General features: G+C 40.8%; 18 protein-coding genes. 10 read left to right on the forward strand and 8 right to left on the reverse strand.

Going from position 1 to position 22136, the window contains the following annotated elements:
* Positions 1 to 1143, reverse strand: coding sequence for a hypothetical protein (locus NTX86_05705; GenBank protein MCX5922790.1), 1143 nt, complete (start codon positions 1141 to 1143; stop codon positions 1 to 3).
* Positions 1144 to 1267: 124 nt separating this feature from the next.
* Positions 1268 to 2260, reverse strand: a complete 993-nt coding sequence (locus tag NTX86_05710) for a MoxR family ATPase (protein ID MCX5922791.1) — start codon at positions 2258 to 2260, stop codon at positions 1268 to 1270.
* A gap of 126 nt (positions 2261 to 2386) precedes the next feature.
* Between NTX86_05710 and dcd the strand changes: the two genes are divergently transcribed.
* Positions 2387 to 2911: a dCTP deaminase gene (gene dcd / locus NTX86_05715; protein MCX5922792.1), complete on the forward strand. Its 525-nt coding sequence runs from the start codon at positions 2387 to 2389 to the stop codon at positions 2909 to 2911.
* On the opposite strand, the gene alr is transcribed toward dcd, so the two are convergent.
* Positions 2912 to 4081, reverse strand: coding sequence for an alanine racemase (gene alr, locus NTX86_05720; GenBank protein MCX5922793.1), 1170 nt, complete (start codon positions 4079 to 4081; stop codon positions 2912 to 2914).
* 106 nt (positions 4082 to 4187) lie between these two features.
* Between alr and NTX86_05725 the strand changes: the two genes are divergently transcribed.
* The 6 genes from NTX86_05725 to ftsZ all read left to right on the forward strand — a co-directional run bounded on the left by NTX86_05725 (position 4188) and on the right by ftsZ (position 10440).
* Complete coding sequence (locus NTX86_05725; protein ID MCX5922794.1) at positions 4188 to 4949, forward strand: RNA methyltransferase; 762 nt, start codon at positions 4188 to 4190, stop codon at positions 4947 to 4949.
* A 27-nt stretch (positions 4950 to 4976) separates the two neighbouring features.
* Entirely contained in the window at positions 4977 to 5522 is a 546-nt protein-coding gene (locus NTX86_05730) for an NUDIX hydrolase (protein MCX5922795.1), read from the forward strand.
* A gap of 401 nt (positions 5523 to 5923) precedes the next feature.
* A complete protein-coding gene (locus NTX86_05735) occupies positions 5924 to 7276 on the forward strand; it encodes an AAA family ATPase (protein ID MCX5922796.1) in 1353 nt (450 codons plus the stop codon).
* A 166-nt stretch (positions 7277 to 7442) separates the two neighbouring features.
* Complete coding sequence (locus NTX86_05740) at positions 7443 to 8177, forward strand: hypothetical protein (protein ID MCX5922797.1); 735 nt, start codon at positions 7443 to 7445, stop codon at positions 8175 to 8177.
* Positions 8170 to 9405 (forward strand): cell division protein FtsA, encoded by a 1236-nt coding sequence (gene ftsA, locus NTX86_05745; protein MCX5922798.1) that lies wholly within the window; start codon positions 8170 to 8172, stop codon positions 9403 to 9405. The genes NTX86_05740 and ftsA overlap by 8 nt, the downstream gene beginning before the upstream one ends.
* Positions 9406 to 9441: 36 nt before the next feature.
* On the forward strand, positions 9442 to 10440 hold the full coding sequence (gene ftsZ / locus NTX86_05750; protein MCX5922799.1) for a cell division protein FtsZ: 999 nt from the start codon (positions 9442 to 9444) through the stop codon (positions 10438 to 10440).
* A gap of 317 nt (positions 10441 to 10757) precedes the next feature.
* Here ftsZ and NTX86_05755 read toward each other — a convergent pair whose 3' ends face one another.
* Positions 10758 to 11420, reverse strand: a complete 663-nt coding sequence (locus NTX86_05755; protein ID MCX5922800.1) for a hypothetical protein — start codon at positions 11418 to 11420, stop codon at positions 10758 to 10760.
* Positions 11421 to 11545: 125 nt separating this feature from the next.
* Entirely contained in the window at positions 11546 to 13387 is a 1842-nt protein-coding gene (locus NTX86_05760; protein MCX5922801.1) for a DEAD/DEAH box helicase, read from the reverse strand.
* Between the two features lie 530 nt (positions 13388 to 13917).
* Here NTX86_05760 and pgeF point away from each other — a divergent pair.
* Positions 13918 to 14640, forward strand: a complete 723-nt coding sequence (gene pgeF / locus NTX86_05765; GenBank protein MCX5922802.1) for a peptidoglycan editing factor PgeF — start codon at positions 13918 to 13920, stop codon at positions 14638 to 14640.
* A 180-nt stretch (positions 14641 to 14820) separates the two neighbouring features.
* Entirely contained in the window at positions 14821 to 17352 is a 2532-nt protein-coding gene (gene secA, locus NTX86_05770; protein MCX5922803.1) for a preprotein translocase subunit SecA, read from the forward strand.
* Positions 17353 to 17476: 124 nt separating this feature from the next.
* On the opposite strand, the gene NTX86_05775 is transcribed toward secA, so the two are convergent.
* From NTX86_05775 to NTX86_05785, 3 genes are all read right to left on the reverse strand, one after another.
* Positions 17477 to 18025: a hypothetical protein gene (locus tag NTX86_05775; protein ID MCX5922804.1), complete on the reverse strand. Its 549-nt coding sequence runs from the start codon at positions 18023 to 18025 to the stop codon at positions 17477 to 17479.
* Positions 18026 to 18116: 91 nt separating this feature from the next.
* Positions 18117 to 19001 (reverse strand): hypothetical protein, encoded by an 885-nt coding sequence (locus NTX86_05780; GenBank protein MCX5922805.1) that lies wholly within the window; start codon positions 18999 to 19001, stop codon positions 18117 to 18119.
* A gap of 21 nt (positions 19002 to 19022) precedes the next feature.
* On the reverse strand, positions 19023 to 19556 hold the full coding sequence (locus tag NTX86_05785; protein ID MCX5922806.1) for a hypothetical protein: 534 nt from the start codon (positions 19554 to 19556) through the stop codon (positions 19023 to 19025).
* Positions 19557 to 19900: 344 nt separating this feature from the next.
* Between NTX86_05785 and NTX86_05790 the strand changes: the two genes are divergently transcribed.
* Complete coding sequence (locus NTX86_05790; GenBank protein ID MCX5922807.1) at positions 19901 to 22135, forward strand: hypothetical protein; 2235 nt, start codon at positions 19901 to 19903, stop codon at positions 22133 to 22135.
* The last annotated feature ends 1 nt before the right edge of the window (position 22136 follow it).

Raw genomic sequence — 22136 nt, forward strand, 5'->3', positions numbered from 1 at the left:
TCACTTAATGTTATCGGTTTTATTTTTTATTGCAGATGATGATTTACCATTTTGTAACATATTTGCTCTTTCTTGTGCACGAATTTCTTGTAACGTTGGTGCAAAAGTGCGGCGCTGTTGTAACGAGCGTAATTGTTCTGTTTTTGCTTGATTTGCTGGTTGCTCGATTTGCATAGGTGTCGCGGTAGCACTTGCAGCAGCAGGCTTTTCTAATGATTTTGGTTTAAATTCTTTTAAGCTATAAATAATAGTTATTTCTTGTTTTTGTCTCAGCAACTTGACCTTGACGGTTCCTTGTTGTCCCATGCCAATAATTTCTTTGTATATTTTGAATCGGTCTGCGGTATCAGCTGCCGATGTTGCATTTACTTGCGTTATGATATCGCCAACTTTCAAGCCAAGTTGTTCAAGAAGTGGTGTATTGGCTGATGATCCTATTTTGCATCCTACGCTCTTTCCTTTATTGTACACAGTGATAAGGTCAAGCATATCAATGCATTGAGCGAGGTTTTTTATGTGCGTGATAAATTCTTGTGGGCTTACAACAAACTCTGTGTCGGATACTTTTTGCGAAATATCTTGCCAGTCATTTTGCACTGCTATATATGCTGAATCAGCCTTTGCATCTTTTTCTCGCAAGTAGAGAACTTCTTGCTGGCCATTAGAACGAAGGAAAATAACTTTATTGCTAAATATTCGTATTAATTGAGCATCCTCAAGAATTTTGCCAAGACCAAAGGTGGATTCTACTTTTGTTTTGTTGTCAGCAATAATGGCCCGATTCTGAGAATCATCTTCGAGCATGATAATAATGCCCTTGAGGGTTATATCCAGAGGGTCTAAGAATTGGGGCTTTGGTACTTGAGGGACACTTACCGTTTTTGGTGTTGGTGCATCGGGGATTGTTGGAATGCCATCTGATGCAGCAATGGTGAATTCTTTTTTATACGTGCCAAAAATATCGTTCTCGTAAATTTTTTCTATATTTACTTTAACGATTTCTCCCTTGAGGGGTTTGCTTGCACTGCTTGGCTCTATGTCTTCTCGTGCGGGTGGTTTTTGCCCGGAGAAAGCTATAAAGCTGCATATTGCAATGAGCAGAATAAGAAGCGTGCTATTTAAAATCCATACAGGATGTTTCATCAATAATTCCTTTTTATCGATTTACTTTTCACACGATACTCTTCTTAGCAAGATCTTGTCAAGTATAATATAGCCATTCGCCCCAATGCAACTCCTGATCGAGCCAATCACTTGTTTCATAGCGTTAAGGTGTTGGTATTTTATTAAGTATTTTTTGAATGATGTGGTCTACTGATATTTCTTGCGCTTCTGCTTCATACGTTAAAATTATTCTATGGCGCAGTATAGCTGGTGCAACAGCTTTTACGTCATCAGGCGTAACAAAATGTCGCTTCTTTAAAAATGCATGCGCTTTAGCTGCGTGAGATAATGCAAGCGTAGCGCGTGGTGATACGCCGTATTGAATTAATGGTTTTATTTCATCTAATTTGAATACCGCGGGCGTACGTGTGGCAAAGACAATATTAACAATATAGTCTGAAATTTTATCATCAACATAGATATCTTTTACGAGTTGTTGCGCTTGAAAAATTTCTTGTTTATTTAATATGGTGCCAACTGCATTGGTGTCCAGCGTGCGTCTGAGGATCTCTCGTTCTTGTTGAATATTGGGGTAATCAACTAATAATTTGAACATGAAGCGATCGAGTTGGGCTTCAGGTAGTTGATAGGTACCTTCTTGCTCAATAGGATTTTGTGTTGCAAAAACCAAGAATGGTTTATCAAGATGGAATGTGTGTGAGCCAATGGTGACTTGTTGTTCTTGCATTGCTTCAAGCAACGCTGCTTGCACTTTTGATGGTGCACGGTTAATTTCGTCAGCTAAAATTAAATTGGCAAAAATCGGACCTTTTTTTGTTTCGAACTCTTGTGTCTTTGGGTTGTACATCAAGGTGCCGATAAGATCCGCTGGCAACAAGTCTGGTGTAAATTGAATGCGATTAAAAGTGAGCCCTAAAGCTTTGGTGAGCGCCTTAATGAGGGTTGTTTTTGCAACACCAGGAACGCCTTCTAGCAAGATGTGTCCATTGCAGAGAATGGCAATAATCGCAAAATTTATAATGTCATGCTGGCCAACAATGACTTTGCCAACTTCTAAATTGAGACTATGAAAGCGGTTACTTTCTTCTCTAATTTTTTCTATAATGATATCTGTTGTTGTAGTATCTAACATGATTGTTACCTTTAAATGTAAGAAGGTAATTGGTTTAATTTTGATACTTTTAAAAATTAGTTTTAGTGTAGCAGCGTTAATTGAATCTTACAACTTTGGTGATTGTACCGTTATATACAAGGAATATTTATGATTTTATCCGGCAAGGAAATAAGAAAAAAGTTGGGCAAAGAAATTAAGATTGATCCGTTTAACGATCATCAATTAAATCCTAACAGTTACAACTTGCGCTTGCATCATGAACTTATGGTATACGATGTGCCAACACTTGATATGAAAAAATCACACGCAACAAAAAGTGTTATTATTCCTGAAGAAGGTCTTCTTCTTGAGCCAGGTAAATTATACTTGGGCAGAACTATTGAATACACAGAAACCGAAGATTGTGTACCTATGCTTGAAGGTCGTTCTTCTATTGGTCGCCTTGGCTTATTTATTCATATCACTGCAGGGTTTGGTGATGTTGGGTTTCGTGGATTTTGGACATTAGAAATGTTCTGCGTTCAACCTATTCGCATTTATGCTGGTGTTGAAATTTGTCAAATTTTTTATCACACCATCGAAGGCGAATACGTTAAGTACGTCAGCAATAAATATCAAAACAATCGCGGCATTCAACCGAGCTTGATGTACAAAGATTTTGAGACGCTCTAATTATTTTACGATAATTCGTTTTATTTCGGCATTCAATCGTGTCGTGATTTCTCGCGCATTAAAACTGCCGATGGTGGTTGCAATGTCGTACGCGCTGAGCTGCGGATAGTCACCCAGTAGTACAACTTCGTCATGCAATGAGATATGCTTATTTTCAGGAATTGCCACAAGAACGGCATTCATACAAATGCGGCCAACGACCTGAGCATAAAAATCGTTCATAAAAACGATGCCGAGGTTGCTCAGTCTGCGGTCGTATCCTTCAAAATAGCCGAGCGGCAGCGTCACAATGGTAGCCGGGCTTATTGTTTTATGGGTGCGATCATAACCAACAAAAGTGTCAGAAGGCACGTGCTTAATATGCGCAACACGAGTCTTCCACATAAGGATTGATTTTAAGTCTAATGCTGCATGGGTGGCAGGATCTTTAAAATGTTGTAATCCGTAAGCCCCCGCGCCAATACGCACGAAGTTAAGGTTGGGAAATTGGGAAAGCATGGTTGGCGTCGAAGCGGAATTTGTCGCATGCTTTAACGGTATGTGAATATTCGCTTGTTCGAGTTCTGTGCATATTCGGTCAAATATGGTTAATTGTTGTAGGGTAAAATTCGTGTCGGGGTTTGCGGCTTCTGCACAATGAGTGAACAAGCCGCGGATGGTAATAAAAGGCAAAGCATAGATTTGAGCAATGGTTGCCAATGCCTGATCGGGCATCAATCCAAAGCGGGACATCCCCGTATCAATCTTTATATGAATAGTAATTTTTTGGTTGTGTTGTTTGCCAACCGCATTGAGTGCGATTGCTGTTTCCAGATCAAAAACCGGTAGATCAATATTGTGTGTTATTGAATACACAGGATCTTCATCGATGATGCTCAGTGACAGAATTGGCTTGGTAACACCATGATTGCGCAAGGTTAATGCTTCTGAAACACTTGTGGTACAGAGCCAATCGACAGCCATGCTTTCCTGGCACAGGGTCCCCATTTCCTTTATACCATGACCGTAGGCGTTGCTTTTAACCACCACCGATAAGGTTGTGTTTTGACCCGCAATGCTTTTGTAGCGCACCATATTGTGCTCAAAGGCCCTTTTGCTTAGTTCGATCCAGGTGTTTGGTTTTTGTATTATCATGGCTTTATGGGTTAATGGCATTGGTGTGTGATTCAAGTTATGCATATATAAAGTATAAAACATATTGTGTTATAAATACATAAAAAGGCCTCATGTCCTTGGGGGACGGAGAAAATTGGGATTTAATTAGTAAAAAGCCTTTATGTGTGCTATTCTTTTAAACATGATTAAAAAAACAAAAGAACATATTGGCGAGTTGATCTATGGGATTCATCCTCTTATAGAGGTTCTTAAAGCCAAACGTAGAAAAGTCATTTCTGTTTATACCACTAAGCCGGAACCAAAAGCCTGGAAAAACGTTCAGGATTTTTGGCCTAAGTATCATGTGCCGATACAATACGTATCACGCGATGTACTTGCTCGTATGGCTGGCGGAACCACCGACCACCAAGGGGTAGTTGCTTGGGTTCAAGAGTATCACTACAGAAAACAATTCTTCGATGCAAAAAAGCAACCTTTCCTTGTTATGCTTGATGGCATTAAAGATACGCGTAACGTTGGAGCGATTCTTCGTTCAGCGCATTGTACAGGTGTCACTGGTGTAATTATGGTAAAAAGGGACGCTGCTCCTCTTAACGCTTCTGCTATGAAGGCTTCTGCCGGCTTAGCTGAACATTTAGAGATCTATCAAGCTCCATCGCCTCAGGCAGCCATTATTGAACTCAAAAAAGCTGGTTATACCACTTATTTGGCGACATTAAATGGCAAGAGCGCAACCGAAGTTACCTACAAAGAACCATTGTGTATTGTTATTGGCAGTGAGGGCTTTGGTGTATCCCGTGAGATTATGAATGACGGGATTGCTATAACCTTGCCTCAAAAAAATGACGATATCTCATATAATGCTTCTGTTGCAGCTGGCATCCTGCTATTCTTAGTTGGTAGCAAACTTTCCAAAATTTAATTTTCCGTATTTAGTAAGGCCTCTTGTATGCATAGAAATAATCTATTAGAGCTTTTGCGTCAGTACAATCCTTCCGTTCAGGAAGAAATCCAGTATAAAAAAGATATTATAGCTTTTATTCAGGCTTATAAAGATTGCTTTGAGCGGTCTCTTGAGGTTGGCCATATTACGGCTTCAGCCTGGCTGGTAAACAAAGATAATACCCAAGCCCTTCTTATGCATCATGCCAAGCTTGATATGTGGTGCCAACTCGGTGGCCATTGTGATGGTGATTCTGATGCCCTAGGTGTTGCCGTTAAGGAAGCCCAGGAGGAATCTGGCATTAACAACATAGCTCCTGTTTCAGGCCAAATTTTTGATATCGACATTCACCTTATTCCTGCCAATAAACGGGAAAAAGAGCACTATCATTACGATATTCGGTTCATGCTTCAGGTTGTTGGTGATGAGCAAGTAGTGCAAAATAGTGAATCTAAGGAACTTAAGTGGTTCACCAAGGATCGCAGCGCCCTGCCTACCGATAGCCTATCAGTGACTCGTATGTTTGATAAATGGCTAAAAGTCACCATCTAGCTATTTCTATTCTAGAAATGATGAACAAAATAATTAATTAAGCTTTCTTGTAAATAAAGTGGGGCGGCACAGGTAATAAAACCTATGCCGCCCCTTTTTTGTCGTTAACCAAGATGTTAGATTTTTAATGGTGAATTGTTTGGGCTCAGCACGAAACGTTCGCGATTTGCTGGGTTAACAATAGTGAAGGTGAAATCTTCATCAAAGTCTTTATTTGGTACAAAAACTAATCCGTAATCGCAGAGTAAAGGTATTGCATTGGCTTGCCTTGATTTGTCTGCATGAACCAATAAAGTATACCCTGATTTATCTACATAAATATCTTGAGTTAACCTTGATTTTTCTGCTAAACTTATAATGAATTAGGTTGATTTTTATACATATTAGCCAGGAGAAGTCCAATGAAGAGAACCATAGATTATTATTTATTGGAATGGAAACACCGGCCCCACAGAAAGCCGCTTATTTTGAGAGGGGCGCGTCAGGTTGGCAAAACTCATGCGGTTCGAGTTTTGGGAAAAACGTTCACCAACTTTATCGAAATTAACCTGGAGTCTAATCAGGCAGCCCGCACTATTTTGGAAAAGGATCTTGATTTGGATAGGATTGTATTGCAACTTTCCGAATTATTGCAAAAACGACTTAAGCCCGGTTCGACCCTTTTGTTTTTTGATGAAATTCAACAAGTGCCTCAAGCAATTATTGCCCTACGCTACTTTTATGAACAGATGCCAGACTTGCATGTAATTGCCGCAGGATCTTTGCTGGAGTTTGCCCTATCGCAGGTGGGCATCCCGGTCGGACGGGTAACAACCTTGTATATGTACCCGGTTTCATTTATGGAGTTTTTGGTTGCACTGGGGCATGCTGAATGGGCACAAGCTATTCTCACCCATACGCCGCACAACGGTATAAGTATTCCGCTTCATGAAAAATTACTCAGTCTTGTTGGTGTATATTTGGCTATTGGGGGAATGCCCGAGGCGGTTAATGAATGGATTAAAACAAAAACGTCTCGTACGGTCAAAATTATTCACGCCGATTTGCTGTACGCTTATCAACAAGATTTTGGTAAATATGCCAAAAAATATCAGATGAAGTATTTGAATCTGTTGTTTCTAAAAGCAATTGATCAACTCAGCAATAAGTTTATGTTTTCTCGCGTTGGTGAATATCAAAAACGTGAGTTAGCTCCTTGCCTAGAACTTTTAGAGAGAGCTGGACTTTTCAATAAAGTTACCAAGAGTGCAGCTCAGGGAATACCAATTGGCGCACAAGCTGATCTTGATGATTTTAAGATTATTTTTCTTGATGTTGGACTCGCTCAAGCAGTATTAAAGCTTGATATAACGCTGTGGTTTTTGGAGCCACTGGAAACATTTATTAATAAGGGTGAACTTGTTGAAGCTTTTGTGGGCCAAGAACTATTAGCTTATTCAGATGCTATCAGCAAAGAAGAACTTTTTTATTGGCATAGAGATGTTCGTGGTAGCTCAGCGGAAGTTGATTATCTTGTGCAATTGCAAGATAGCGTCCTGCCCATAGAAGTAAAAGCGGGAGGCAGCAAGCGTATAAAAAGCATGCAAATATTTCTAGAATCACATACACAGTCTCGGTATGGCATACGTTTTTGGGCTGGCACCTATGCTGTAGACCCTGCTATTTATTCGTATCCTTTGTATGCGGTGGTTAAACCATTGAGTGACGCGCATGAAATAGTGCGCAAGGCATTAGAACATTTAATAGCATCGTAATGAAAAACTGCCAGCACTGCTGGCATAAATTAACTGAAAAAAATTTTTGAGTTACCTGAGCAAACCATTGACTCTCCCCTTGAAGAAAAGGTACAAAAGTAATAAGGGAGTATTATATCTTGCGCGTATGTCATGTGCGTACAAGGGGGTAAAGGGGAGCAAGGGTATGGAGTTAAAAAGGTGGGGAATACGGCTGGCAACATTGGTTGTAGTCGTTGTATTGTGTGCTTTTGGCGTACAAAAAATGCATCAAGCGGTTGTTGCCCACCAGCGCATGCTCGTTTCTGTCGACCCGCTTATTGCTCAAGAAACACAAGAATCAATTGCAGCTTTTGCTACAACGCAGCCTCACACCCCAGCGTCAGAATTTATAGAGTTACTGGTTAAAAACTTCCCTTCTATTAAATCAGTTGAATATAGTTACGACGCTTCTGGCTTGTTATGTTATACCGTCGAAAGCGCTTTGCCGTTGTTCAGTATTAATAATGATTATGTATTGACCGATAAAGGTGCATTGGTCCCCAAAAAAGATTTTGTTTCTCATCTCGTGCAGTCCCTGCACAATATCACCCTGTCATCTGATGTTATTTCTGATGCATTTACTGCGTGTATACAATCACTGCCACAATCTTTTTTTGAGTCCTATGACGTAGTATGGCTGAATGATTATGAAGTGGTGCTTTACGATAAAGCACAACCAGGGTTTTCTATATGTTTTAATACCCAAGTAGTTCCAGAATTATCGATGATTGAACGATGCAATGCTATAAAAAATGATTTGGCATCGGCCGGTTTATTTGAAAAAAAAGTTCATGCTGCAGCGCAAAAATGGGTTGCAGATATTAGGTTTAAAAATCAAATTATTGTGAGTGCTAATGTGGGGGGGCGCCATTATGGCTAAAGTATTTTCAGATCATGTTGTTGTATCCATTGATATAGGAACTACCAAAATTTGCGTTTTGGTTGCCCAACGTTTACCCAACGATCAACTTGAAATTCTGGGTGTTGGTAAATCTCCTTCAGATGGCCTTAAAAAAGGTGTGGTGGTTGATGTCGCTAAAACTATTCATTCGATAAAATTGGCCGTAAAAGAAGCTGAGCTCATGGCTGGCCTTACCATTGAAACAGTATGCATTGGTGTTTCGGGTGGTCATATTCAATCATTGAGTTCTCAGGGCATGGTGCCGATTAAAAAAGGCGAAGTGCGCGTGTCGGATATTGAAGCAGCGCTTGATGCTGCAAAAGCAATTCCTGTGCCAGAGGGCATGCAAATTTTGCACGTATTGCCACAATATTTTGTTATTGATGGGCATGCTCACCTCAACGATCCACTCGGTATGCATGGCATACGGTTGGAAGTGCAGGCACATATTATTTTGGGAGCAATCTCCTCAGTGCAAAATTTAGTTAAATGTTGCGAAATGGCTGGCCTTAAGGTTAACGATATTATTTTGGAACAGCTTGCTTCTGCCGATGCTGTACTAAGTCCCGATGAAAGAGAGCTCGGTGTTGCGGTGCTTGATATTGGTGGCGGGACTTCTGATTTGGCAATTTATCAATGCGGTAGTATTAGGCACACTATGGTTTTACCTGTTGCGGGCAACCACTTTACTAATGATATTGCTATTGGTTTGCGAACTACGTTGCAAGATGCTGAACGTGTAAAAAAAGAATACGGGTTTGCGAGCATGGAATTATTAGAAGAAGATACTATTTTTGAAGTTGATTCGGTGCACGGTCACGACACAACCATTGTTCAGGCAACTGATTTGGTGCGCATTATTAATCCACGTGCGCAGGAAATTCTAGTGTTGGTGCACGACGAAATTATTAAGCGCAAACTGCAAGCATTCATTCCAACAGGGCTCGTGTTGACTGGCGGCGGTTCATTGTTGCGTGGCATGAAGGAGCTTGGACAAGCTATTTTTAATGTGCCGGTGCGCATTGGGTCACCCCGCTTGTCGCATGATATGCCCGAGTCATTAAATAGTCCTATGTATGCAACAGCGTATGGTTTGCTCATTAATACATTAAAAAAATCAGAACGTGCGAGTATGGACAGCATGTCTGGGCCTTTGGTCTCACGAGTTTTGACACGTATGAAATCATGGGTGTCAGATTTTTTTTAAATCCTCATTTTCATTTTTCAATAAAAGGAGTTATACATGATTGAATTACTCGACGTTCAACCAGAAAACATGGCAGTTGCTAGTATTAAAGTTATTGGTGTTGGTGGCGCAGGTGGCAATACGGTAAACAGTATCGTTGGTGCCAATAACATAGAATGTATTGTTGCAAATACCGATGCGCAAGCATTGAGTCAGTCAAAATCACATCACACCGTCCATATTGGCGTAAAGTCAACGCGCGGCCTTGGTACTGGTGCAAATCCAGAATTGGGTAAACGAGCAGCAGAAGAAGATTTGGATAAAATATTAGAAGCGATTGGTGATGCTGACATTGTATTTTTAACCGCTGGCATGGGCGGCGGTACGGGGTCTGGCGCATTACCAGTCATTGCAGCAGCATTGCGTGAGCGTAATGTTTTATCGATTGCTATTGTTACTAAACCGTTTGTTTTTGAAGGCAAACGACGTGCAGCAGTGGCGGCAAAAGCAATAGAGGAATTGCGCAGCAAAGTCGACACTCTCATTGTTATTCCTAACCAAAAATTATTAGAAACAGTGGATCAAAAAGTTTCTATGATCGACGCTTTTTCTATGATTAATGAATTGCTGGGCAAATCGGTTAAAGGTATTTCGGACATTATAACCAAGCCTGGACATATCAATGTTGATTTTGCCGATGTTCGTACCGTTATGAAGGATATGGGCTTGGCCGTCATGGGTACCGGTGTTGCAATAGGTCAAAACCGTGCACAAGAAGCGGCACTGCAGGCAATATCCTCACCATTGCTTGAAAATATGAGCATTAAGGGTGCGCACGGCGTATTGCTTAATATTACCGGTGGCAAAAATCTTGGCCTGCACGAAATTAGCCAAGCGGCATCAGTGGTGTACGAACAAGCAGATGAAAACGCCACCATTATTCTTGGGTCGGTGATCGATGAGAGTATGACCGATGAAGTGATGGTGACCATCATTGCAACCGGTTTTATACCACCCAAAAGCGGAGCAAGCTCTCCATTTTGCAGCACAAGATGATTTATTAATTGATATGAATGATTTAGATGTGCCGGCTTATTTACGTTCCGACTTCGCCAAGGCTTCGACGGACAGGAAGGATGCGTAAGCTAAGTAGTAGTCTGTGATAAGTATAAAAAGCCTCGAGGGGAATTAGTGTCCTCTCGAGGCTTTTTTAGTTTTTTAATGATGACTCTTCAAGTTCGTTCTCGCAATACTCGAACTACCTTCAGAGACGACGGCGGGAGAGACTGTTCGTTTGAAGTGTGGTGCTTTCCCCCCGACTTCCCTGAGGGCAGCACTTTTTGTGCGTACTTGAAGGGTGTCGGGACAGCGTGCTATCGTACTTTTGTTACTGAAAAACCATTATTAAAAAGCTTAATGGTATTCGCGCACAAGGTGACTGTTGTCCAATCGCCATCATCAGCGCCACGGGCGACTGATTTGCGTGGGAAGCTGATGATATGTTTTTGTTTGTCGCCGTCAATAATTTCCAGCGATCCTGTTTTATCTTCGTTGCCGTCATTGCGAACTACTTTTGAGGTCTCATCACCAGCATGCACTGGGCGAGGGACTGAGCGCATTTTGTTTAATACGTATAGCACAAAAATTTTGTAATAGGTGCTATTTTTAACCGCGATCTCATCAAGGCCACGGGGGCACAATAATTTGCTGTCACCAGCGAGCCATTGAATGGTGGTGAAGTCTAAATAAACTTTGCCTTGTGTAATAGGGGGGCAAGTGATTTTATAGAGATTTCTACCTTGTTTGAGTGTGCAGCTACCTCGTTGATCAGTGGCAATAGAACTGGTATTACCTGGGTAAATCGTGGTGTTATCAGTTTCCACCGTTGTATCAGTACCATTGTAGATGCAGACTTCTTCTGAAATCCTGTTACGGCTGGCGGCAGCAATGATTCTGGTGCGATTGGCAGGAGAAATTCCATAAACCGTTGGTGTAATGGTGCCGAGCATGGTCAGAGCTAATAATAATTTTTTCATATGTCCCCCATATTCTGTAATTTTTATAGTATTCTAAGAGCTCAATTAACTCTTATATAAGTATAGAGGGCTTTTGAATAAACTTCAAAAGCCCTCTAAATAGTTCGACTAGATTAAGCTAATGCTTAAAAACGTGAGTGTGATGAACGAGAGCCTTCGCTTCTTTCAGCACCAAATCTACCACGGCTTGGTTTGCGTTCAAAGCCGCCACGAGAGTCGCCTCTGTCGCCACCATTGAAATCACGTGAAGGTCTTGAGAAAGAACGTCTTTCGCCGCCTCTGTCTCCGCCTCTTTCGCGTCCGCCACCATGACCACGACCACCTGACATATCAGGCACTTCGTTGGTAATGTTTATGTGTACACGTTTACCGTTTAGTTGTTTATCTTTAAGAGCGTCAACAACTTCTTGTGCAAATTGTTCTGGAACAACAGCAAAAGTATGTTTGTGTAAGATCTTAACTTTTTTAATGTCGTTATTGTTGATCTTGTCAGAGCTTACTAAGAAGTTAGCAATGTCAGCTTTGCTGATTCCGTCATCTTCGCCAACGTTGATGAAGAACTCGCTCAATGCTTGTTCGTCAGATGCAGCGCCTTGGCCATATGATGATGAAGAATAAGATGATGCAGCTGCTGACGATGGGAATACCATATCTTTGTTAGGAATTGTTGCGCTTAAGAACTTTTCGTACAGCGCATTGGTCATAGCAAAAGTTAGATCTTCTTTAGAGTAGGCGTTAACCTTGCTGTACAACTGATCAATAAATTGATTGGTTGCGTTCAGCTTCTTAGAAGCATCAACAAGTGAAGTCATAGCTTTGTCTTGTTGTTTTGCAACAATAGCATCGATTCTAGGAACTTCAATTGCTTGGATTTCAAATTTAAATTTGTTAGCAGTCATACGAAGACGACGTAAATCACCTTGTGTTACAAAAGTAATTGCAATACCTTCTTTGCCCGCTCTGCCTGTTCTACCAATACGGTGAACATAGCTTTCTTGGTCATCGGGTAATGAGAAGTTAATAACGTGTGTTGCGTCAGAAACGTCAATACCACGAGCGGCAACGTCAGTTGCTACAAGTACTGCAAATTCTTTTTTCTTGAATCGTTTAATAACTAAGTTACGTTGTGCTTGGCTCATATCACCATGCAATGCACTTACGGTATAACCGCGTAGAGCAAGTTTTTCAGCAACTTCAGCTGTTAAGATTTTTGTTTGGCAGAAAATAAAGCCGTAAAATTCAGGAGCACTATCAATAAAGCGGAATAATGATTCCATGCGATTTTGACGTGGAACTAAGCTGAAGTATTGTTTAGTGGTAGAAACAGCAGCGTCTTGTCTGTTTACTAAAACTGAAACAGTGTCCTTCATGTGTGATCTCATCAAGTCGTTGATACCTGATTTGATGGTAGCTGAGAACAACCAAATTTGGCGGTTGTCTGGCATGCATTCCATAATCTCATCAACTTCTTCTTTAAATCCCATATCAAGCATGGTGTCTGCTTCGTCGAGCACAAGTGTTTGTAGTTGATCTAGTGCGAGAATTTTTCTGCGCAAGTGATCATTCAATCTGCCTGGGGTTCCCACAACAATGTGAACACCGCGTTTGAGAGCTTGGATTTGCTCAACCATAGAAACGCCGCCATAAATTGCTTCTATCGAAATATATTCGGTAAATTTGGTGATTTGGCGTAAGCTGTCACGAATTTGGATAACCAATTCGCGTGTTGGTGCAACAATAAGAGCTTGAACATGCTTAGATTTTGGGTTTATTTTTTGAATTAACGGAATACCAAAGGCAAGGGTTTTACCTGTACCGGTTTGGGCTTGTCCTAAGAAATCAACTTTGTCTGCTCCTAGCAAGGTAGGAATAGCTTTTTGTTGAATTTCGGTAGGATTAGTAAATCCTAAAGAATCCAACGCTTTTTGAATCTCAGGTGACAGTGATAAATCTTTAAATGTAATCATATAATGAAAACCTTTTCTGCAGCCTCGTGGGCCACTGTTTTTTCTACGAATGAAGTGAACGGCTTAACAATGCAAACAACGGTTGCTTATCTTGGAATGTAATTCGAAGGATTGTAGTTGCCTGGGGTTAACCAACGTTAACTTCGCTATAGCGGCGCTACTATGAAGTCCGGCTATTTGTGAAATAAGCCTCTTCTGCTCCCAGCGCACCTATAGTGATACGTAGTATATTGTGTCCTAATCGACCTTTTCTACTCAGAAAGAGTCATTGATTAGGAATAAATGTATACTCTTCAACTATGACATATAAATGCAGAATGTCAAGGAGATTAACGCTCCTGAGCGTATTTATTGCGAATTCATTGCTTCTTTTGGGGGTCTATAGGGTTGGGTTACACAAGAGGGGGGTCTGTTACAGGTAGTAATAAGATAAGGAGAGTTATTGCTTCTGAGGTAAATTGGGGCTAAGGTTATAGCCGTGAAAAAAATGTTTAGATTGATTACGTGAACTTGTGAAGGACTGTGTTTTGTTGCTCCATACTAACCCTCTTTTTCTAATCTATTTTGGCAATGCTAAAGATCAGTTAATGCCTGCTTTTTATCTTAATCTTCTCGATCAACCTCTGTTGACCCTGGCGCCCTTTTCTAATCTTAAAAAAAGTATGCATCTTGAGTATTTGCAGTTTTTGCATCAAACGCACAGCGATCAGGGTACGGTTATAGGTAAAAAAAATATTGAAGCATTACGTCCTTTTAAGCAAAATGGCGATTTCTTAGTAACAAATGTATCTCATGTGGGCATTGGGGTCATGACAGCCGACTGTTTGCCCATTGTATTGCATGACCGTTTAGCCAATGTTGTTGCCGTGGTTCATGCTGGGTGGCGCGGTGCGGTTATTGGCGTGGCAGTAAAAGCATTAGAGCGTATGCGTGAAGAATATGGGACTGACCCTCAAAACGTAGTCGTTTTTTTTGGTCCATCGGCTAAAGCCTGCTGTTATAAGGTTGGGGATGACTTTGAATCAAGCTTAGCAGGGTTTGCTTATAGCGACAAAGTAATGCAAAAGCATGGCGATAATTGGTATTTTGATTTGCCAGGGTTTAATAGGCTTCAGTTAGAAGCTGCTGGCATCAAAAAAGAAGCGTTCCATCTTAATTATAACTATTGCACCATGTGCGACCATTCTTTTTATTCTTATCGACGCCAGGGCGAACAAGCTGGGCGCCAAATGACGGTCGTTTGTTTGCGTTAAGATAGTCAACTTTATATTTTTTGGTGTGTGCGATTTGTTGGGTGTGTGCTTTTGTGATATAGTGATCCTGTTGAATTTTGCGGTGACTTTTTAAATTGATATACTTTTTCCATTGCTTTATTTTACATTGTTATAAATAACTACAAATTACTTTTTAGTATGGGGACTTAGAAGCACATGATAGCAGGACTACTCGCCAAAATTTTTGGCACCGATAACGCCCGTCAGTTAAAACGTCTACAACCAATTGTTGATCAAATCAACGCATTTGAGCCACATATCAGCAGTTTGCCCGACGAGCAACTTGCACTAAAAACAAATGAATTCCGTGAGCAGTTAGCACAAGGCAAGCATCTTGACGATATTTTGCCAGAAGCATTTGCCGTGGTTCGTGAAGTTTCAAAACGTAAGCTTGGCCAGCGTCATTACGATGTCCAGCTTATTGGTGGCATTGTATTGCATCAAGGTAAAATTGCTGAAATGAAAACCGGTGAAGGTAAAACATTAACCGCAACATTGCCACTCTATTTAAACGCATTGACTGGCAAGGGCGTACATTTAGTGACGGTGAATGATTATCTTGCACGACGTGACTCTGAGTGGATGAGTCCTATCTACACCTTCTTAGGTCTTACTGTTGGTTGTTTGCAAAACTCTATGCATGACCACGAACGCAAAAAAGTTTATAACACTGATATTCTCTATGCAACCAATAACGAACTTGGGTTTGATTATTTACGTGATAACATGAAATTCCGTTTAGACGATTATGTGCAACGTGATCTTAATTATGCAATCGTCGATGAAGTTGACTCTATTTTGATTGACGAGGCCCGAACGCCACTCATTATTTCTGGTTCAACTGAAGGTGCTAGTGCATTGTATGATCGGGCTGATCAAGCAGTACGTAAGCTCAAAAAAACTGAAGATTATGAGATTGACGAAAAAGCTCGCTCAGTACAAATGACTGAATTGGGTAACGATAAGATTGAAGCATTTTTTAATATTGAAAATTTATATGATATCGAAAACATTAATTTGCTGCATCATGCTACTCAAGCATTAAAAGCGCATACTTTGTTTAAGATTGATGTTGATTACGTTGTAAAAGACAATGAAGTGTTAATCGTTGATGAGTTCACTGGTCGTATATTATCAGGTAGGCGCTACAGTGATGGTTTGCACCAAGCGCTTGAAGCAAAAGAAGGCGTTGATATTGAAAAGGAAAGTCAAACACTGGCATCCATTACTTTGCAAAATTACTTTAGATTGTATAAAAAGTTGGCAGGCATGACTGGTACAGCTGCAACAGAAGCAGAAGAGTTTTACAACATTTATAAATTGAATGTTGTTTCAATTCCTACAAACAGAGCAATGGTTCGTGCCGATAAACCAGACCTTATTTTCTTGGGCCAACAAGCTAAATTCAAAGCAATTGTTGAAGATGTCAAAGAGCGCCATGCCAAAGGTCAACCCGTTTTGATTGGCACTATTGCCATTGAAACATCAGAGCTTTTAAGCAGTGTTTTTAAGATGCAAGGCTTGCCGCATGATGTACTCAACGCCAAGCAGCATGAGCGAGAAGCAGAGATTGTTGAGCATGCGGGTGAAGCTGGACACATTACGATTGCAACCAACATGGCCGGTCGTGGTACCGATATTAAGCTGACAGAGGAAGCAAAACAAGCTGGCGGACTCTATATTTTAGGTACTGAGCGTCATGAAAGCAGACGTATTGATAACCAGCTGCGTGGACGTTCTGGTCGTCAAGGTGACCCGGGCGAATCGCGTTTTTATATTTCGCTTGAAGATAATTTGATTCGTATTTTTGCTGGTGATTCTTTGAAGAAAAACATGCAACGTTTTGGCATGGAAGAAGACGAAGTTATCGAATCATCGATTGTTTCCAAGACTATTGAACGTGCACAAGAAAAAGTTGAAAAGCATAATTTTGAAATTCGCAAACATTTAATCGAATATGATGATGTGCTCAATCAGCAGCGTATTGCGGTATACAGCTATCGCCGCAATATTTTAGAAGGCGATGAGCGGTTGTACGATTTAGTGCGCGATCTTATTTTTGGTGCTGTAACCGATTTAATTTCATGGCATTCTCAAGATCGTGCTATTACTCCTGCCCAAATTGATGCAGTGATTGAGGATCTTGTCAAAATGACGGGATTGCCACAATCCATGTTTATGAACCTCAGCAAAGCTAACAGCGATGAATTTGAAAAAGATTTGAGCAATGTATTGCTTGAACAGTATGCATTGTATCGAAGCCAACAAGTGCAAGATGTTATTAAAGATGCTGAAAAATGGTTAATGCTAGAAACGATAGATCAAGCATGGAAACAGCATATGCTCAATCTTGATACGTTAAAAGAAGGCATCAACTTACGTAGCTGGGGACAAAAAAATCCACTGGTTGAATATAAGCGCGAAGCCTTTGCGATGTTCCAAGATATGATGAGCAGTGTGCGTCAAGACATTGTGCGTCACATCTTCCACCTTAACTTGGAGCGATTCAATGCACATGAGCTTGAAAAGAAACGTGAACGTGAATTGGAACAACTTAATATGATTTCGAGTGACACGAGTGGTGATGGCGCTCAGCAAGAACAAGCTTCTGCAGATAAAACTGGCAGAAACGATCCTTGTCCTTGTGGTTCTGGCAAGAAATATAAAAAATGCCATGGCGCACAAAATTAATCATATAACATAGTTTTAAAATAAAAGCGGCTGGTACTACTACCGGCCGCTTTTGCGTTGAGATACATTTTCTCCCGCCGTCCTCCCTGAGCTTTGTCGAAGGGTTCGGGGTTAAAAAAAGTCCTTATTTCTTAGTTTTCATTTCGGCTTCTTTTTTTATTGCACTTGCTACAGCTTCTTGTGCTGCAATAACAGCAACTGATGTTTGCTTTGCAGATTCAGTAGCTTTTCTTACCGCGTCCATAGCTCGCTTTACCGATGCTTTTGCTGCAGTTGATTCAGGTGCTTTTTTTGCGGCTATTGATGCAGCTGCGGTAGCATCAGCGGCTGTCGTTTTTGCCGACCCGGCTTTTGTTGCAGCTTCTACAGCCCCTTGGGCCGCTGTTTTTGCACTTACCACGTCGCCAACTTTTGCGGCAGCTTGTGCGACTGCGGCTTGTTTTTGTGTTGTGTTGAGTGCCGCTCCAGCTTCCTTTGCGGCAGCCTCTGCTGATTTGGCAGATTGTTCTACAGCTTCTTCTGCAGCAACAGTTGCTGCATTAGCGCTTCCTGCTTCTTTTGCGGCAGCTTGTGCGGCTTTATCTTCAGCCTTGGTTACTGCCTGTTGCGCTTGTAGTATTCGCGGCGCGGTGCAGAGTAATACAGCAAGAGTTATAAAACATAGTTTCTTCATTCGACAAACTCCTCATGGTTATGATTATTGGGATGGACCGCTTTTGAGTATAAAGGCCTATCTCTTCATGATGCAATAATTTGTAATGATATTATTGCATGCTATTTTTCTTATTTTTTACCGCAGGCAGCTTTCCTTGAGGCAATTGCTTTTTAACGATTTTTACCTTGCTTGGCTCAACACCCAAGGGCCTTGGCGGTAGTTTTTTCTTTGTGTTTATTGTGCTGTGTACTGCTTGCTTTGCTGGCTTGTGATATTCTAGGTGTTGCTCTGGAGGCAGCTTTGCAAGCCACTGTTTATACGATGCTGTTTTCCACGGCGCCTGATAGTTTGCCAGATGTTGCCAAAATTCAGTGTGTTTATCGTACCAGCCATAGAAATGCGGATTCTTTGCGTACCATTCTACCAATACCCAGTTTGGAAGCCACTCAAAAATATAGCTGTAGACTGGGATATATTCATACATTTTGGTACCAGATTGCCATGGGCGATATACTTTGCAATACCATTGTCCTGATTGCTCATCCCATTCGGATCGAGTTCCACCTGGACATAAAGGATATATGCTTTCCGGGATGTCATAATGTTTTGTATGGTCTATCACAATAAAATCTTCAGGATCCAGAGCTCCTTGTTCCAGGTCGGAAAGGGAAATCTCTAGGTCTTCATTTTTGCAGTCGCGTGGCACTACGGTATAGTGTCGTTGGTATTGGTTGTTACTGTGAGCAACGCGTGTGTAAATGGCAAATGCTCCTAAAAAACCAACAGGCTTTGTTCTATGTGGTTTAATGGAAAAATCGCCATGATTTCTGAGAGTATCAACTGATGCCTTGTTGTCTAACAACGCATCATTGCTGAGCCAAATGGTTGATGCGCTATTATTTTCCACTGAAAGATTGCAGCCATTTTTTGCCGTGATGATACTGTTTACTCCGAGCGTAAGTAGCAACAGCGCCATAGTATAGTTTAATTTCATAATACCCCCTTTTTTTAGATTTTAAGGTAATGTGCCTAGGTTGTCATTGTCTTCCGGATTGATAAGGTAGTCTGGTTGTGGAGTAGCCTCTTTATCGATACTTATGAACATTGGCCCCTTTGGAGCAATGTCTTGATGCGCAGTTATTAAGGTGTCTGCTGTTGCAGCTTCTTCTGGGTTTGCGAAGTCGACTATCATGAATCTCTTCATGTCGAGCGTTCTGTTTGCGATGTCTTTAAACGTGAGCTTGTTGTTGTCTCCGCAGTAACGAATGCTTACTCTGAAGCGCCGTTCAAACATTTTATCTTTACGGAGTACAAAGATATCAAACCAGCTGCCGGTTATTTTATCTGAGTTGCCTTGTTCTATTTGGTGTCTTCCAATGCTTTTGAGGCTTTTTTTGCTGACGCTGACTGCATCTGCTACTGGTTTGTTGGCTACTAAGAAAATTTCTTTGTAGGGACTATTGTTGACCACGGTAAACGTACAAGCCTTCAATGATGGAGCCGCGGTGATTATAGTGAGCATGCTGAGTGCCAAGATCCTTTTTTTCATGGGTATTCCCCTCTCCCTTTTGTTTGTTTTTTACTCTCTTTAACTAAAAGTATATGAGCGTTGCATTTCAAATAGCAATATTAACAATTAAGAAGTCTTTTTTCTAGCTTCCTTGGGCCTTTTTAGGGTCTCTGGGGATGCGTGAGAATAGGCTAATCTGATTGCTAAGGTTTAAATCGACCTGTTCCCGGGGACTTTGTGCCCTGAAAAACAGATCAAATTGGGTAATTTGTGCCCCTGCGCACAGATATATTAATTTCTGCTTGTATTTTATTATTTTTACTATAAGCTTAGGTATATATGGAGAATGCTATATGGAGTTTAGGTTATATACGGAGGTTATTATGAATATATTAAAAACAATCAAATTTTCACTCATAGTGATGTTTTCTATGGCGACAGTACCATTAATGGGTATGAATCGTTTAGGGGGCGTATTGGGTAAAAATGCTGCATCTGCGGCATCTAAGAAGGCAATCCCAGGTACATCGAGTGTTTTATCTCGATTTTTATCCAATGATGTATCAAATTTATTTGCCCGTCGGGCAACCAATATTTCGGCAACGGATAATAATCCTATTGTATCTCAGGGAACTTCAATGTCTCAGAGTCAAGCAGGGTCAAATTTTGTTGCGTCTCATAATGGTTCATCAACAAATTCTATGTTTTCAATGCCAACCCCGCCTTTTGCAGATGGTGCAACTGTTCCAGCAAGATTACCATCGATGAATTGTAATCAAGGTCTTAGTGACGGCTTGGATTTTATTATGCATCCAGAAGCTATAAAGTTAGTAAAAAATCCTATGTCAGGGGCACAAGCTTCTATGGGCACTCAAGAATCGTTATTACCTGCATTTGTTAAAAAAGTTATTAAATCAGAAACTTCAAAAACATCTAAGTCTATGCCGTCAAATCCGGTAGCGGCTAATGTTGAATTCCTTAAGAAATTACAAGAAAGAGCAGAAAAAGTGGCAGTGCATACAGTGACTGCAACGGTAGATGTTCAAAAACAAGTTTTTCAGCCAATAGAAAAAACAAAAGAAGAGAAAGCTCAAGAGTACAAACAGATACAAGAAAAACAAGCAATGCAAGATTTTTTAGCAAAGCAGATGGCACAAAGAAGATCATTTGTGGACGAAGATGATGAGCAAGATGCTCCAGAACAAACAGTTCAGCCTAAAAAAATTGAACCTGCTGTTGTAATGAGCTCTATTGCTCAAGATGCTTTGGTTCCTGCGGTTTCTGGGCAACAAGTTGCCTCGCAATCAGTTGCCCCGCAACAAGTTGTAACTCAGGTGGTGGCAACGCAACAAGAAGCGACTAAATCTACAGCATTGGTTGTTTATAACCCAGTTGCAGATGTAGCAAAACAACATGTGTCTCCTGTCAGAGAATTATCATATCGGTCTGTGTTACCAACTTCCAATGTAGTTTTAGCAAAGGTTGCTCAAGCTTCTATGAAAAAAAATAATTATGTCTTAGTAGAAAACCCTACCGTCAATTGGCGCTATGGTCGCAACGATAATGATTCGCACAATTCTGACAATGGCAACGCTGCCAAGTCATTGACTCCAGGGGCAGTGGTTGCTGCAGGAGCAGTGGGTGCTGGTTTAGTTGTATTGAATCACGAAGAAATATTTAACATACTTAATACCATGAAAAAGAATTTGAAAGATGTATTTTTAGTGCTGCAATCACCAAGAAACACGAAAGCTATTGTTCAATTGAATGGTGTGCGAAATGGCATTCAACAAGCACATGCGGCTGGTTATAATTTTGTTATGATTCCAGAGATATTTAAAGCTACTTCAAATTACTCAGCAGAAGATCTTAAACGTTTAGGACTACAAAATCTTCCGAGCGACTTTGTAGAGAAATTCTCTGGCAAATATGGCCCGGTGTTTTTTGATAATAATTCATTGGAAGGGCTTATTCTAGCATTAGTTCCACAAGGTTCTGAAGGCTATCAAGACCCTATCATTGTAGCGCCACCAACACGATTAGAAAAAATGTTACATCGTTTGGGAGCTATTGCTCAATCATGCGCAAACTTCTTAACACTCAGGATAGGTGATGGTCAACACCTCACATCGCCACATGGATCTTCATCTTCTTCGATGACAAGTCGACCATGCGATACGGCCAGAGAAAATGATACATCGAACTCAGTGCAGAATGATACACTAGAAAAAATGGCATCATCGTCGGCACTGCCTCCAGTTTCACCACAGGTTGTTAGCCCTACATCACCATCTCGTATGAATGGTGATGATCAGAAGGAATTGCAATCACTTGGCATTGCGCAAAGGTTTGTGACGCGTAGATTTGGTGTTGGTATTTTGAACACTATTGCAAACAACATGAAAATAGATATGCGGCATGCTTTACAAGCAGAAACCTTTAGAACGATGTTTGAATGTTATAATAAACAGTTTGATTTTGTACAAAAATATCCCACAAATGTATTCATGAAAAATATTTTTATACAAATGGGTGAAACTATTACGTCATCCTTGCTCACAATACAAGAGAACATGCACAACGAAACTCTCATGTGCGCGAAAGTGCAAACAAATTAGA

The organism is Candidatus Dependentiae bacterium (assembly GCA_026389015.1).
Taxonomy (GTDB): Bacteria; Babelota; Babeliae; order Babelales; family Vermiphilaceae; genus JAPLIR01.